Source organism: Paraburkholderia sp. J11-2, assembly GCF_905220185.1.
In the GTDB taxonomy this organism is placed as follows: Bacteria; Pseudomonadota; Gammaproteobacteria; order Burkholderiales; family Burkholderiaceae; genus Paraburkholderia.
This window is the reverse complement of record NZ_CAJMYY010000017.1, coordinates 96743-111509: the sequence shown is the minus strand read 5'-3', so window position 1 is coordinate 111509 and position 14767 is coordinate 96743. Positions and strand designations below refer to the sequence as shown.

The following is a 14767-nucleotide window of genomic DNA, read 5'->3' as shown; positions in this document are numbered from 1 at the left end:
AAATAGACAAACTTAGGTGAATCAGCGAAGAAATTCCGGACTCATGGATCAGATCAGCTGCCATCGACCTGAACTCACGCAGCGCACGTTCGAACGGCCCTTCACGGCGACAAGCCATGAATACGATGCCGGCGCGAGGCAGGCGCGGCGCTCGCACGATCAGGCACAGCTCGTTTTCACCACGAGCGGCGTGCTGCGCGTGGCGACGCCCATCGGCATGTGGACGCTTGGTCCGCATCGCGGGCTGTGGCTTGCGCCGCGCGTGGGCCACGAGTTGATCGCGACGAGCGCGGTGCGCATGCATCGCGTGGTCTTCGAGCCGCAGGCGTCGCCGTGGCCGGAATCCGCATGCCACGCCGTGAGAGTTTCGTCGCTGCTACGCGAACTGGTGGTGGCGATGGTCGAAGACCGCGAGCGCAACTCGGAGTGCCGCCACGCGCTCATTACCCCGCTGTTGCTCAGTGAAATGCGCCAATCGCGCGAAGCGTCGGGCGCAGGGCTGCCGTTGCCGCTCGACCGCCGTTTGCGGCAGATTTGCGATGTCCTGCTGGCGGACCCGGCCAATGGCGACTCGCTTTCCGTCTGGGGCGAGCGCGTGGGCGCGAGCGAACGCACGCTCGCGCGGCTTTTCAAGGACGAAACAGGGCTGACGTTCGGCCACTGGCGCCAGCAGTTGCGCATCGTCGAGGCGGTTTCGAAGCTCGCGCAAGGCGTGCGCGTGGCGGAGATCGCGGCGGAACTCGGTTACGCGAATGCGAGCGCGTTCATCACGATGTTTCGCAAGACGATGGGCGAGACGCCCCAGCGGTATCTAAAAAGCGAGCCGCGTTGAGCCGAGCGTGCCCTCGCGACCCGCTTACATCTGCCGGAACAGGTGAGCGTACTGCCGGCTCACCGCGAGCGCGCCGGCATGGCCGCGCAGCTGCAGTGTCATCTTCCCGATCGCGCTGACCGAGGCGCTTTCCACCTGATCCACATTGACCACCGTGCCGCGGTGCACCTGCCAGAAACGCTCGGGGTCCAGTTGCGCGCACAACTCTCGCAGGCTCGTGCGGATCAGCAGTTCGCCGCTGCGCGTCGTGACCACGACGTACTTGTCCGCTGCTTCGAAGTACAGAACATCTTCCACCGGCACCATGCGGATGTCGTTGCCGCTGGAAGCGCGCAGATAACGCAGCGGCGTCGCGCGCGGGGTGTCATCCGTGTTGCCCGCTCGCGCACCGGCCCGCGCTTCGCGAACGTCCTGCGTGATCGCTTCGAGCTGGCGCAGCACGCGTTGCAGATCCGCCTGCATTTGCGGCGCCTCGGTGTCGCTCGCCGCCGATCGCGCGAGCCGTGCGCGCAGGCGCTCCACCGTACGCGCGAGCCGCGCGGTTTCCACGGGTTTGAGCAGATAGTCGATGGCCGCGGCCTCGAAGGCTTCGAGCGCGTAAGCGTCGTAGGCGGTGACGAACACGATTTGCGGTGGCGCGGCGAGATTCGCGCAGGCGCGCGCGACATCGAGGCCGGTCGCGCCGGGCATGGCGATGTCGAGGAACGCGACGTCGGGCTGTAGCTTACCGATTTGCTCGATGGCTTCGTGGCCGTTGCCAGCCGTCGCCACGATGCGCAATTCCGGCCACACGGCGGCGAGTTCTCGCGCAAGCGCGGCGGCGATCAGCGGCTCGTCCTCGGCGATCAGCGCGGTCGGGGTGTCACGGGTTCGTGTCACATCGCCGGGCGTGTGGTTTTTCATGATCGGGACTCCTGCACGCTCACGTCAAGCGCATGACGCAAAGGCAGCCGCACACGCGCCACGAGGCCGTGCGGCACGTTCTCGATCAGCGTGAGCGACGCCTGCTCGCCGTAGAGCGCCGCAAGCCGCTCGCGCACATTCACGAGCCCGACGCCCGCGCCCTGGGTGCCCGGCGTCGCGCCAAAACCCGGGCCCGTGTCGGTCACGGTCAGCTCGACATGTTCATCGACGCGCCGTGCGACGACGTCGATTCTGCCGCCCTCGAGCGCGCCCTGAATGCCGTGCTTGAGCGCGTTTTCCACGAGCGGCTGCAGCAGCATGGGCGGCACCGGGAGATCGGCACAATCGCGCGGCAGGTCGAACGAGTAGACGAGGCGCGCTCCGATGCGCATGGCGTGCACAGCGAGCATCGCGTCGAGCACCTTGAACTGCACCGCGAGCGTTTCGCTTTGGGCGCGCGAGGCCTCCAGCGTCGCGCGCAGGAAACGGTTGAGGCTGGCGAGCAGCTCGCGCGCACGAGGGGGATCGGACGCGATCAGGCTGTCGAGCGTCGCCAGCGTGTTGAAGAGAAAGTGCGGCTCGATTTGCGCCTGCAGCGCCTGCAGGCGCGCGCTGAGCGCTGTGCGCTCGGCGGCTTCCTTTTGCCACGCCGTGCGCGCGACCTGCTCGCTCAGCTCGGCAATGCGTGTGCGCGACCAGCCATACCAGGTGACGAGCAGCGTGGCGGTGAGCGCAATCCAGCCCGTCAGCGGGAGATCTTTCGTCTCGAACGCGTAGCGCAGGCCCAGGCCAAGCACCACGCTTGCAATGGAGCGTCCGAGTTCCGCGCCGAGCATGATGGCCAGCACCATCGCGAGAGCGAGCCGCGGGCCCGTGAGGGCGTTGCGGCGCTGCAGGAAGAAGCGGGCGACGTCGAGCAGCAGCATGATCGAGAGCCCGATCGCCTGGCTGAATACGAAGTTGTCGATGAATCGGTGAAAGCCAACGGCGGTGAGCGCGACGGCGATCAGTGTGTTCCCGACGACGACGATCGCCCCCTCGCGCGCGAACCCGGCCAGCAGGACATTCGCAGCCGGCGCAGGGTGGCGGGCGGAGGCGTTCGGAAACTCGACGTGCATGCCAGGAATCATGCGATCCAGCTCGTGACGATGAGATTGAGCAGCCGATGTGGCGTCGCAACGGCGGCGAGGCCGGCCGCAACGAGCGCGAAGAACGAACCGCGCATGGCCAGACGGTGGCCGCGCACGTTGCCGTGGCGAATTGCCCAGACGGCGCGCCCGACGCTCGCGAACGTCAGCAGCGAAAGGCCGTGAACCCAGGAAAAATGCCCCGGATTCAGTTCGCGGATGTCGAACGAACTGAGTGCAGTCGCGAACATCATCAGCACCCACAGGCGGCCGAGCCATTTGTGCCGAATGCTGCCTTTTTCGGCCAGCGTGACGGCGGTTCCGAGTATGACAGAAAGCGTAGCGGCGACGACGTGCGCCGCAATGATGACAGGCATGCTGGCTCTCCTTGGCAGGTCGAGCGGAGTCGATGGCTGCAGTGTGGAGAGCGGCGCGGCGGTGAGCGAGGGGCTTGCGACGAACGGTGGGAAAGTGGCCGCGAACGGGGGCTGGCGCGGCGCGGGTGGTGGCGGATCAGGCGCGAGCGGGCGGCAGCGCCCTCGCCATTTCCGTCGTCGCGCCCCACCCGAGGCCTTCATAGAGCCCACGCCCCTGTTCGGTGGCGTGCAGAATCGCGTACGTCACCCCTCGCCGGGCGAATGCCTCATCGGCGAGCCGCATGAGTTCGCGGGCGAGACCGCGCCGCCGCGCGCCGGGTTCGACGTAGACGTTGAGCACATAGCCGCGCTGGGCCGTTTCGGGGTGTAGAGGATGCGGCGGCCAGTCGATCAGCATGAGCCCGATGCCCGCAATCGCCAAGCCGTGCTCGCTCAGCACGTAGCCAAAGTACGCGCCATCGGCAAGCCGCGGCGCGAGCCACGCGCGAAAATGCTCCGTCATCGTACGCAGCGTGGCCTCGTCGCGGCCCGCTTCGCGGAACATGGCTTCGCGATGACGGCAGATCAGTTCGAGGTCTTGAACATCGAGAGGGCGGACATCCATGCGGTTCTTCTCCTGAGAGCGGACCGCACAGATTACCTCAGCCTCAGCCTCAACCCGGCGGCGTGCGTTCGATTTCCCGCAGAATCTCTTCGAACGGTGCGGGCTTCACGAGATGCCGGTCGAAGCCGGCCTCGCTCGCCGCCAGGCGGTCGCGCTCCTGGCCGTAGCCCGTGAGCGCGATCAATTGCACGCGCGCCGTGGCGGGCTCGGCGCGCAGCGCCTTCGCCAGCGCGTGACCGTCCATGCCGGGCAGACCGATGTCGAGTATCGCCACGTGAGGCAGGAAAGTCTGCGCGAGCGCGAGCGCACTCGGGCCGTCGTGGGCCACACGCACCTCGTGGCCTTCGAGTTCCAGCAGCATGAGCAGCGACGAGGCGGAATCCACATTGTCGTCGGCGATCAGCACGCGGCGGCGCGACGGCGCAGTGTGTTCTCCGGCGCCCGGCGTCTGCTCGCGCGGGGCTTCGCATTGCGGCGCCCGGGCGAGCGGCAGACGCACGACGAATTCCGAGCCGCGCCCGAGCCCGTCCGAATTCGCGCTCGCCGAGCCGCCATGCAATTCCGCGAGTTCGCGCACGAGCGCGAGGCCAATGCCGAGGCCGCCGTCGGCGCGCTTCACGGCCTCGCGCGACTGCATGAAGAGATCGAACACGTAGGGCAGTTCGTCGTGCGCGATGCCGATGCCGTTGTCGCGCACGCGAATCAGGATCTCGTAGACGTCCGCTTCGAGCCGCAACGCGATCTGGCCGCCTTCGGCGGTGTACTTCGCCGCATTGGAAAGCAGGTTGCTGATGATCTGCGCCACGCGTATTGCGTCGCCGGTCACATGGCACGGCTCGCAGTCGATCTCGACCGTGAGCGTTTGCGACTTCGCGTCGAGGAACGGGCGGCTCGTTTCCACAGCGATCGCGACGATCTCGCGTAGGTCGAGCGTGCTCATCTGCAGCGTGATCTTGCCGTGAGAGATGCGCGAGACGTCGAGCAGGTCGTCGACGAGGCGCCCGAGATGCTCGACCTGGCGGCTCGCGATCTGCCGCGCGTCGGCGCGTATGGTGTCGTTCGCGCCGTGGCGCGGGTCGAGCAGTTCGATGGCGTTGCGGATCGGCGCGAGCGGATTGCGCAGTTCGTGCGCAAGCGTCGCGAGAAAGCGGTCCTTGCGGCGGTCGGCGTCGCGCAACGCTTTTTCGGCGGCGTAGAGGCGCAGCAGTGCGCGCACGTTCGCCACGAGTTCGGCGGGTTCGACGGGTTCGGTCAGGTAGCTGTCGGCGCCGCCGTCGAGCGCGAGAATCTTGTCGCGCGTTTGCACTGCCGCGGCCGAGGTTTGCAGCACGAGCGTGGAGTTCGTTTCCGGGTCCGACTTGATGAGGCGGCACACCTCGATACCGCTGATGTCGGGCAGCTTCACGTCGAGCAGCACGATCGCGGGCGCCTGTTCACGCACGGCTTCGAGCGCGGCCTGGCCTGTGGCGGCTTCGATCACGGCGTAGCCGGCGTGGCGCAGCACGCGAGACTTCACATAGCGCGCGCCTTCGTTGTCGTCGACGTTGAGGATGAGCGTGGCGGGTGCGTTCATGGCGCGTCCCCGGAGGTCTCGCGTTCGTCCTCGAAGGACGTAGCGAGGCGCACCGGCATGGTCAGGCGGAACGTCGAGCCCACGCCGGGCTCGCTTTCCACGCCCACTTCGCCACCCAGCAGCGCCGCGAGCTTGCGGCATAGCGGCAGGCCAAGACCTGTTCCCTTCACGCGCTGCTGCAGGCGGTTCTGCACCTGGCCGAACTCCTCGAAAATGATCTGGTGGTGCTCGGGCGCAATTCCGATGCCCGTGTCCGCGACGAAGAAGGTGATCCGCGCGTCGTCGCCATCGCCGGGCATGCACTGGGCGCCCACGCGTATCTGTCCGTGCTCGGTGTACTTGATCGCGTTCGAGACGAAATTGCGCAGGATCTGCGTGAGCTTCGGTTCGTCGGTGTAAAGCTGCGGCAGGCCTGTCGTGGCGCCAAATTCGAGCGTGACGTGCGGCGTGTCGAGCAGCGGCATCAGCATCGTGCGCAGCGCGGCGAAGAGGTCGGCGGCGTCGAACCACGCGGGAACGACTTCGGTCTTGCCGGCTTCGATCTTCGCGAGGTCGAGCAGATCGTTCACGGTCTCGCCCAGGCTTTCCGCAGACGAAAGAATCAACCGGACCTGGCGCTCCTGCTCCACGCTCAGGTCGCCGTCGAGCCGGTTGAGCAGCAGGTTCGCGAGCGCGCGGATCGAACTGAGCGGCGTGCGCAGTTCGTGGCTCATGTTCGAGAGAAAGCGCGTTTTCATCATGTCGGCGCGGCGCAGCTCCTCGGCGCGCTCGTCGAGCTCGGCGTAGAGCGCCACCACACCGCGGTTGGTCGCCTCCAGCTCCTGTGCGAGGCGCGAGAGTTCGTCCTGGCGTTCGCGCAGCTCGTCGAGCGCCGTGACGAGTTCGCGGTTTTGCTGCTGCAGTTCTTCGAGCGAGTCGCCGTGCGCGCCTTCTTCCGGACTGCGGGCGGACAGTTCCCGCACGATGCGCTCGAGTTCCGTGCCGCACACCGCGCCGCGCTCCTGCGGCAAGTCGCGGGCCATGGTGACGGTCGTGCCGCTCGCCGAGGAGCGAATGTCGAAGCGGTCCATCAGGCGGCGGCTGCCCGTGATGCCGAGGCCCATGCCCCCCGGCGAGCGGTACGTGCCGTCGAGCACGGCTTCGAGCTCACGCACGCCGGGGCCGTGGTCGCTCACCTGCACGGCGAGCGCTTCGTGTGAGCGCTCGCTTTCCAGCGCGAACGTGACTTCGCCGCCGCCCGCATATTCAAAGGCGTTGCGGGCGATTTCGGAGACGGCGCTCGCAATGCGGGTCTGGTCGAGCGGCGAGAAGCCGAGCCCCGCGGCCAGTTCGCGCGCGCGGCGGCGTGCGGCGACGACGTCCTGGGCGGTTTCAAGCCGGATGCGCAGCAGGGGCTTATTCATGGTTCAACTGTACTCCGGGGCGGGCGCGCACGACGACGACGGTGGCGTCGTCGCGCCGGCGCGCGAAGTCTCGGTAGAGAACGGCCGCGATCACGGCGGCGGGCTGGTTGGCGAGTCCGGGCCAGGCGGCAAGATCCCAGCGGGTGCCGATACCGTCTGAATGCAGCACGAGGAGCGCGTTCTCGCTCCACGTCAGCTCGAACTCCTGGGTGCCGCGCATCGTGTGGCCCACGATGCCGTTGCGCGAGACGATCTGGTAGCACTCGCGCGCGGAAGGTGTGCCGGCGCTGGCGGCCCGGTGCATATGGCCGGATGGGGCGTGGCTATCGCTGGAGCGGCGTTCCGCGGGGCGGCCCGCGCCGAACGCGACCGCGGAGATGTTGCCCGTGCCGCAGAACGCGAGCGTGCCGCGCGCGAGGTCGATGCGCACGAGCGCCAGCGCGGCCCCGCGCGTGGGGCGCAGCGCCGCGTGCGAGAGTTCCATGAGCGCGGCGGGCGCGAGCCCGGCGCGGCGGCGCAGCACATCGAGCGCGCCCGCGGCGGCCACGTGGGCTTCCGCGCCGTGGCCGAGGCCGTCGGCGAGCGCCAGTGTGAGGCCGCTCTGGTCGGCCTGCGCGAGCCACCCGTCGCCGCAGACTTCCTCGCCGGGATAGGGCACGCACACCGCGCCGATCTCGGGGCCGGTGAACGCCGCGTGGGCGCCGTTGCCAGCGCTTTTTTGCACGAGCGCGCGCAGCACGGTGCCCATGCCCGGCTGAGCGTAGACGGCGAACTGGTTCGAGAGCCGCCGCATCGCGCCGAGCCCGGTGCCGGGCGTGCCGGTCGTGGAGTGGCCGTCGGCGAGCGCTGCGCCCACGTCGGTCATGCCGGGGCCGCTGTCGAGCGCGATCAGCTCCACTGCGCCTTCGAGCGCTCGCACGAGCAGCTCGCCGTGGCCGGCGTGCTTGAGGATGTTGGTGGCCGCTTCGGTGAGCACGATCGCGAGGCGCCCGGCGTCGGTCTCGGTGAGCGCGGCAATGCGCGCGGCTTCGGCTGCGCCGCGGCGTGCATAGGCGACGCTGCTTGCGTCGCCAATCTCGAAGGACCGGTGGCTGCCGCCGGCAGAACCGGCCGCGCCGTCTAGCGTACTTTCCATTTCGTGATGGTGACCGTCGTGCCGGCACCCGGAGTCGATTCGATCGTGAACTCGTCACACAGGCGCCGCGAGCCGCCCAGGCCCAGACCCAGGCCATTGCCGCTCGTGAAGCCGTCTTGCAGCGCGCGCTCGATGTCGGCAATGCCCGGGCCCTGGTCGAAGAACGTGAGCCGCAGGCCCACGCGCACGCCTCGTTCCAGCACTTCCAGCCGCGCGTCGCCGCCGCCGCCGTGCTGCAGCGTGTTGCGCGCGAGTTCGCTCGCCGCCGTCACGAATTTGGTTTGCTCGATGAGCGAAAACCCCTGCGCGATGGCGGCGTCGCGCACGATCTGTCGCAGCCGGACGATTTCCTCGTCCGAGCGCAGGCTCACCTGGGCCGCGAGCCTTCCGGTCGTGTCGTTGCTATTCATGATCGAATGCAAGAGACGTGCTAGCTAACGGAGTCATGAGGGAGTCACGGGACTTAACGGATCTGGCGCTGCTTGAGCAGCGCCATGCCTTTTTCGACGTTCAGCGCGGTGCGCACGCCCGAAAGCGTGAGACCGAGCTCGACCAGCGTGATCGCCACCGACGGCTGCATGCCGACCACCACTGTTTGCGCGTCGAGCACCGTCGCCATGGCGGCCGTGTTGCTGATCATGCGGCCGATGAACGAGTCGACCACGTCGAGCGCCGAGATGTCGAGCAGCACGCCCTTGGCCGACTCCTTCACGATGCGCTCGGTGAGGTCGTCCTGCAGCGCGATCGCGAGGCGGTCGTGCATGTCCACCTGGATCGTGACGATCAGGCAGTCGCCGAGGCGCAGAATCGGAATGCGTTCCATCGTGTGCGGTTCCCGTGCGTCGTACGCTCAGTGGCGTTCAGGCCGTGGCCTTCGGCGAGATGATGGTCGCGCCGATGCGCTGCAGCGCGATGACGAAGGCGTCGGCGAGCGTGGACTTGGTCGTGACGTTGGTGAGATCGACACCGAGGTGCACGATGGTCTGCGCGATCTGCGGACGGATGCCGCTGATGATGCAGTCCGCGCCCATGAGGCGCGCGGCGGCCACGGTCTTGAGCAGATGCTGCGCGACGAGCGTGTCGACGGTGGGCACGCCCGTGATGTCGATGACCGCGAGGCCCGCGCCCGTGTCGACGATCTTTTGCAGCAGGCTCTCCATCACGACCTGGGTGCGCGCGGAGTCGAGCGTGCCGATGAGCGGCAGCGCGAGAATGCCTTCCCAAAGCTGCACGACAGGCGTGGAGAGCTCCAGCAACTCTTCCTGCTGGCGCGCGATGATTGCTTCGCGGCTTTTCTGGAAGACGTCGGTGGTGTAGAGGCCAAAGCCGTCGAGCAGCAGATTCACCTGCCAGCTCACCTGGGCGAGTTCGGCGGGATTGTGCGCATAGCCCTCGCGCAGGCGCGCGTAGAGCGGCTCCTTGAACGAGAACACGAAGGTGGCCGTCTCGACCGGCGTGTAACCCTGACGCGCGCGGTGCGCCGACATGTCTGCGAGGAACGCGCGCACCGGCTCCCATTCGGGGCGGCTCGCATCGAAGGTTTCGGTGTTGGGCAGCGTGTCGAGAAAGACATTGAGGAACGCGGAGAACTGCTCGCGAATTTCCCCTTCCATCGCGAGGCCGCGGCGCAGCGCGATCGGCAGATGCAGGCGCAGCCATTCGGCGAGCAGCGTGTCGCGATGCTGGCCGAGGATGTCCGCAATGCGAACCTGTTCCGGTGTGTTCATGCAATCTCCTGAGCGATGGGGCGCGCGCTTCGTCGTCGAGACGAACCGCTGAACCTTACACCTTCGTATCGATTCGATCCCAATTCGGTTTCGATGGAACCGCGATGGAACCGCGATTGAACCGATTACGTGCGTATGCAAGGCGAGCGAACGGGCGGGCGTGTGGCTGCATGCGTTTTTCGTGCCTGCCTGCCCGCGCAACGGCTGCCGGGCCTGGCGCGTGCGGGGTTTTCCGCTTTGCCGTGACGCGCTTGTAGTTTTTACAGAGCGGAAGTCGCGCGACCGATGCGTGATCGGCGTGAGGGCGAGGTCAAGCGTGATGTCATCGGATGGCATGTGTCTTGCTCCATAGCCTGCGCCAATCACAATCCGGTCCGCACCGAGGAGCACCGTCGCCATGGAGCCCGAATCCCTGTCTCGCCAGCACTCGCCGTTATCGACGACGTCCGCGCCACTGGGCGGCGCGCTCGCTTCTGGCGAGACCGCGCTGGAGGAGGACCCGGAGGATGGCAACAGCGACCCGATGCCGGGTGTGCTTTCGCGCCTCTCGTTTTGCGTTGTCTGGCTATTCGGGCTGGAGGCGTTCCTCGCGCAGTCCGATGGGCATGCGGGGCCGCCTCGCGCGTGAATGCGCGAGCGGCGTGAGCCGCACGAGCCGCACGAGCCGCACGAGCCGCACAGCGATCCGACCGGACAGCGCCCGACCCGCTAGACTGAGCACTGGCGTGCGCACGCGCGGTGCGTCCGGCTTGAGGCGCTCACGCGCCGGGATGCCGGTGTTGCCGGCTCATCGACTTCGCGCCGCCTCGCCCCTCCCGCCATTGCCCAGAGATATCGATGACCAGGTTATTCCGTATGACCGCGCTCGTTGCGTGGTGTTTGTCGTTCCTGCCCGCCACGGCGGCATTCGCCCAATCGGCCCAGGTGGACCAGTCGGACCCGCAGGCGCTCATCAGGACCGCCACGCAGCAGGTGCTCGACGAGGTGCGCGCGAAGTCTGTCGCGCCCGACGACATCGCGCGCATTCAGGACATCGTCAACCGCGACATTCTTCCGTACGTCGATTTCCGCCGTACCACGCGCCTCGCCATGGGGCCGCATTGGCGCACGGCCACGCCCGAGCAGCAGGCGCAGATCGAGCAGCAGTTCCAGCTGTTGCTGATCCATCTCTACTCGGGCGCCATCGCGCAACTGAAGCCCGACCAGAAGATCGACTACCCGCCCATGCGCAGCTCGCCTGGCGACACGGACGTCGTGGTGCGCACGCTTGCGCAGACCAACAACAATCCGCTCGAAATCGATTACCGCCTGTACAAGACGCCGCAGGGCTGGCGGCTTTACGACCTGAACGTGCTCGGTGCGTGGCTGATCCAGACCTATCGTCAGCAGTTCAACGAGAAGATCCAGCAGGGCGGCGTGGACGGGCTCATTCAGTTCCTCGTCGCGCGAAATCAGGAACTCGTGTCGGGCAAGACGCAAACGCAGTGACGCGCGTTTTTGCGCCCGACTCGCGTGACCTGCGAAAATCTGGACGGCCGCGCCCGATGTGCGTGGGCGCAGTACCATTTTGAGGCGCACCTCGTGCATGTTTGCGCGTGCTCGTGCGTGTAGAGGGGCCGTGCGCTTGCCCGAGCTGGCGCGGCCCGATGTTCCCTTTTTTTGCCGATCCGATCCGACATGAATTTCCCGCTGCCGCCGCAGGGCCGACGCAACCGGGTGTTTCCGCCAAGCCCGCCCACGCTGCATAGCCTCGCCTCCGTCATTACCGGCGTGGTCGTGGTGTGCGGCCTGTATTTCGGGCGTGCGGTGCTGATTCCCATTACGCTCTCGGTGCTGCTGAGCTTTCTGCTGGCGCCGCTCGTGACCACGCTGCGGCGCATCCACGTGCCGCAATTCCTCGCTATCCTCGTTGCGGTGCTTTCCACCGTGCTCGCGCTCGCCGGCGTGGGCGCGTTGATCGCCGCGCAGGTCTACCAGCTTTCCGCTTCCCTGCCGCAGTATCAGGAGGAGATCGAGCAGAAAGTGCAAACGGTGCAGGAAAAGACGGTGGGCCGCGCCGATTCGCTGATGTCGCGCGCCGCTACCACCCTGCAGCGCATTACGCCCACGCCGCCGCCCGCGCCGCCGCAGCCGCGCGGGCGCGCGGCGCGCAACCAGCCGCAGCAGCCCATGCCGGTGGAGATCCACAACCCCGCGCCCACGCCGCTCACGCTCGCGCAAAAGGCGCTTGCGCCGGCTATCGCGCCGCTCGAAACGACCTTCATCGTGCTCGTGGTGACGATCTTCATCCTGTTCCAGCGCGAGGACCTGCGCGACCGGCTCATTAGCGTGTTCGGCTCGGACGACCTGCACCGCACCACGACCGCCATCAACGACGCCTCGCAGCGGCTCTCGCGCTACTTCGTCGCGCAAGTCGGTGTGAATGTCACGGTAGGCGGGGTGATCGCGCTCGGGCTGGCGGGCATTGGCGTGCCGGGCGCGCTGCTGTTTGGCGCGGTGGCGGCGCTCATGCGCTTCGTGCCGTACATCGGCATCTGGATCGCCGCGATCATGGCGACGCTCGTCGCCGCGGCCACGCAGCCGCAATGGACCATGGCCGTCACGACGCTGATCTTCTTCATCGTCGTGGACGTGGTGGCCGGCCAGTTCGCCGAGCCGATGCTCTATGGCCGGCGCTCGGGGCTTTCGCCGCTCGCCGTCGTGGTGGCGGCGATTTTCTGGAGCTGGCTGTGGGGGCCGGTGGGGCTCGTGCTTTCCACGCCGCTCACGCTGTGCATCGTCACGCTCGGCCGCTACGTGGACCGCCTGAACTTCCTCACGATCCTGCTGGGCGACCAGCCCGCGCTCACGCCCGCGCAAACCTGCTACCAGCGCCTGCTCGCGGACGATCCGCACGAGGCGCTGCTGCAGGCCGACCGGCTGCTCACGACCATGCCGCTCATCGACTACTACGAGCAGGTGGTGTTCGAGGGCCTGCGCTTCGCGCGCAACGACGCCTTGCGCGGCGTGCTGCCCGCCGAGCAGGTGGCGCGCATCAACCAGGCGTTGCTCGACATTGTCGAGGACCTCGAATCTGTAGACGATTCGCGCCACGCCGCAGCCGGGGACGAGAGCGCGAAACGAGCCGCCGAGGGCGCGGACGAAGGCGCGAGGGTCATTGAATTCACGCTCTCGCCGGACGCGGGCGAGGTGCTCTGCGTACCCGGGCGCGGCGCGTTCGACGACGTGGCGGTGGCGATCATCGGCCAACTGCTCATGCGCCGCAATATTCCGTGTACGGCCACCACGTACGACGAAGTGCGCGCCACGCGCGGGGCGATGATCGATGAGCGCTCGCCGGCTATCTGCGTGGTGTCGCTCGACGCACCCGAGTCGCCGCCGTACCTGCGCAACCTCGTGCGGCGCCTGCGCGAGCGCGCGCCCGGCGCGACCATCGTGGTGGGTGTGGGCGCGGCGCTGCGTGACGAGGGCGCAGGCATTGCCGACGACCCCGGCACGCTCTTTCCCACCTCGCTGCGCACCCTCGTGGAGGAGTGCGGCGTGGCGCTCGTGCCGCCGCAAGCGCCGCCGCCCGAAAAGAGGGCGCCAAGCCCGGATATGCAGGATCAATACAGCGCCGGCGCGAAATTGTGACAGTCATGCCAGTGTCACATTGAACCTCGAATATATGCGGCCCTGTGCCCCCTGGTTGCGGCATGAGAGTTACTGGGAGACAACATTGCTGAGCCCTAAGGAATTCGCCACGCTGATGCTGGTCCGCCATTCGCCGGACCAGATCGACATGAATCGTCAGGAACTGGACACGCTGCTCGAGCGTCAGCTCGTCGCGCTCGAGCACTGGACGGAAGGTCATCGCCGGCTTGCGCTCACGATTGCCGGCCGCTCGCTGCTCGAAGCGGTCGGGCGGCTGGATTATGTGACGGGCCTGCCCGAAGGATTCGGCGACGAGCGGCTCGCCGCCGGTCTCTGACGCCTTCGCAGTCAGCCTGCGCACGGCCCGGCTAGATGCCGGGCCGTATTCTTATGCAAAACACATCTCTACGCGTGTGTTTATTGAGGCATGCCAGGCAAATGTGTGCTTTTGCCCACGTCTGACGTTGCGATCGCCTTGTGTCCCCCAAAAGACGCTGATAGGCTTGTTCGGTCCGCTGGCGGCATTGAGAAAACGCCAGCACACCCTGTCGTACGGAATGGTTCCGGCAGGCGTTTTCCTGTACGGGTATTTCCCCATCGCCCGGCTGGGTGGCGCTCGTCAAACTGACTCCATCCTCCAGAGTCTTTCCCAACTCACCTACCCCCTAAAGCAAAAGGAGGATCTATGGCAAAGCGTATTGCCTACGTGACCGGCGGCATGGGCGGCATCGGAACGGCCATCTGCCAGCGTCTGCACAAGGATGGCTACACGGTGGTCGCGGGCTGCGGCCCGAACTCGCAGCGCAAAACGCGCTGGCTCGACGAGCAAAAGGCGCTGGGCTACGAGTTCGTCGCCTCGGAAGGCAACGTGGCCGACTGGGACTCCACGGCTGTCGCGTTCGAGAAGGTGAAGAAGGACGTCGGCGAGATCGACATTCTGGTCAACAACGCGGGCATCACGCGCGACGTCGTCTTCCGCAAGATGACGCACGAAGACTGGATCGCGGTGATCGACACCAACCTCACGAGCCTCTTCAACGTGACGAAGCAGGTGATCGACGGCATGATCGAGCGGGGGTTTGGGCGCGTGATCAACATTTCGTCGGTGAACGGGCAGAAAGGCCAGTTCGGTCAGACGAATTACTCCACGGCCAAGGCCGGCATTCACGGCTTCACCATGGCGCTCGCGCAGGAAGTGGCGACCAAGGGCGTGACGGTCAATACCGTTTCGCCCGGCTATATCGGCACGGACATGGTCAAGGCGGTGAAGCCCGAAGTGCTCTCGAAGATCGTCGACAGCATTCCGGTGCGTCGCCTCGGCGAACCGTTGGAGATCGCTTCGATCGTCGCGTGGCTCGCGTCCGACGAATCAGGCTTTTCGACCGGCGCGGACTTCTCGCTCAATGGCGGTTTGCACATGAGCTGAGTGTTGCCGCGTCTGCTTGCGCGGTGC

The 14767-nt window shown here is 66.9% G+C and carries 16 protein-coding genes; 6 read left to right on the top strand and 10 right to left on the bottom strand.

What is annotated here, in order from left to right; all coding sequences use genetic code 11:
• The first annotated feature begins 43 nt into the window (after positions 1–43).
• On the top strand, positions 44–832 hold the full coding sequence (locus tag U5A57_RS23815) for a helix-turn-helix transcriptional regulator (RefSeq protein ID WP_321914092.1): 789 nt from the start codon (positions 44–46) through the stop codon (positions 830–832).
• 24 nt (positions 833–856) lie between these two features.
• On the opposite strand, the gene U5A57_RS23810 is transcribed toward U5A57_RS23815, so the two are convergent.
• From U5A57_RS23810 to U5A57_RS23765, 10 genes are all read right to left on the bottom strand, one after another.
• The gene (locus tag U5A57_RS23810) at positions 857–1735 is read right to left on the bottom strand and encodes a LytTR family DNA-binding domain-containing protein (RefSeq protein WP_321914091.1); all 879 of its coding nucleotides are present in this window, start codon (positions 1733–1735) and stop codon (positions 857–859) included.
• Positions 1732–2865: a sensor histidine kinase gene (locus tag U5A57_RS23805; protein ID WP_321914090.1), complete on the bottom strand. Its 1134-nt coding sequence runs from the start codon at positions 2863–2865 to the stop codon at positions 1732–1734. Before U5A57_RS23805 ends, U5A57_RS23810 begins: the two co-directional genes overlap by 4 nt.
• Complete coding sequence (locus U5A57_RS23800) at positions 2862–3239, bottom strand: DUF2306 domain-containing protein (RefSeq protein ID WP_321914089.1); 378 nt, start codon at positions 3237–3239, stop codon at positions 2862–2864. The genes U5A57_RS23805 and U5A57_RS23800 overlap by 4 nt, the downstream gene beginning before the upstream one ends.
• A 136-nt stretch (positions 3240–3375) precedes the next feature.
• Positions 3376–3843 carry a GNAT family N-acetyltransferase gene (locus tag U5A57_RS23795; protein ID WP_321914088.1) on the bottom strand — a complete coding sequence of 156 codons (468 nt, stop codon included), beginning with the start codon at positions 3841–3843 and terminating at the stop codon, positions 3376–3378.
• A 49-nt stretch (positions 3844–3892) separates the two neighbouring features.
• Positions 3893–5416, bottom strand: coding sequence for a response regulator (locus tag U5A57_RS23790; protein WP_321914087.1), 1524 nt, complete (start codon positions 5414–5416; stop codon positions 3893–3895).
• The gene (locus tag U5A57_RS23785; protein ID WP_321914086.1) at positions 5413–6819 is read right to left on the bottom strand and encodes a sensor histidine kinase; all 1407 of its coding nucleotides are present in this window, start codon (positions 6817–6819) and stop codon (positions 5413–5415) included. The genes U5A57_RS23790 and U5A57_RS23785 overlap by 4 nt, the downstream gene beginning before the upstream one ends.
• Positions 6812–7954 (bottom strand): ATP-binding protein, encoded by a 1143-nt coding sequence (locus U5A57_RS23780; RefSeq protein WP_321914085.1) that lies wholly within the window; start codon positions 7952–7954, stop codon positions 6812–6814. The genes U5A57_RS23785 and U5A57_RS23780 overlap by 8 nt, the downstream gene beginning before the upstream one ends.
• A complete protein-coding gene (locus U5A57_RS23775; RefSeq protein WP_321914084.1) occupies positions 7939–8364 on the bottom strand; it encodes an anti-sigma regulatory factor in 426 nt (141 codons plus the stop codon). The genes U5A57_RS23780 and U5A57_RS23775 overlap by 16 nt, the downstream gene beginning before the upstream one ends.
• A 53-nt stretch (positions 8365–8417) precedes the next feature.
• Positions 8418–8777 carry an STAS domain-containing protein gene (locus U5A57_RS23770; protein WP_321914083.1) on the bottom strand — a complete coding sequence of 120 codons (360 nt, stop codon included), beginning with the start codon at positions 8775–8777 and terminating at the stop codon, positions 8418–8420.
• 37 nt (positions 8778–8814) lie between these two features.
• Positions 8815–9681, bottom strand: a complete 867-nt coding sequence (locus tag U5A57_RS23765; protein ID WP_321914082.1) for an STAS domain-containing protein — start codon at positions 9679–9681, stop codon at positions 8815–8817.
• Between the two features lie 397 nt (positions 9682–10078).
• Here U5A57_RS23765 and U5A57_RS23760 point away from each other — a divergent pair, with 397 nt between their 5' ends.
• The 5 genes from U5A57_RS23760 (at position 10079) to U5A57_RS23740 (ending at position 14740) form a co-directional block, all read left to right on the top strand.
• Positions 10079–10309, top strand: a complete 231-nt coding sequence (locus U5A57_RS23760; RefSeq protein ID WP_321914081.1) for a hypothetical protein — start codon at positions 10079–10081, stop codon at positions 10307–10309.
• Positions 10310–10518: 209 nt separating this feature from the next.
• A complete protein-coding gene (locus tag U5A57_RS23755; protein ID WP_321914080.1) occupies positions 10519–11169 on the top strand; it encodes an ABC transporter substrate-binding protein in 651 nt (216 codons plus the stop codon).
• A gap of 189 nt (positions 11170–11358) precedes the next feature.
• The gene (locus U5A57_RS23750) at positions 11359–13314 is read left to right on the top strand and encodes an AI-2E family transporter (protein ID WP_321914079.1); all 1956 of its coding nucleotides are present in this window, start codon (positions 11359–11361) and stop codon (positions 13312–13314) included.
• Between the two features lie 85 nt (positions 13315–13399).
• Positions 13400–13651: a hypothetical protein gene (locus U5A57_RS23745; protein ID WP_321914078.1), complete on the top strand. Its 252-nt coding sequence runs from the start codon at positions 13400–13402 to the stop codon at positions 13649–13651.
• Positions 13652–13999: 348 nt separating this feature from the next.
• On the top strand, positions 14000–14740 hold the full coding sequence (locus U5A57_RS23740) for a 3-ketoacyl-ACP reductase (RefSeq protein ID WP_321914077.1): 741 nt from the start codon (positions 14000–14002) through the stop codon (positions 14738–14740).
• The last annotated feature ends 27 nt before the right edge of the window (positions 14741–14767 follow it).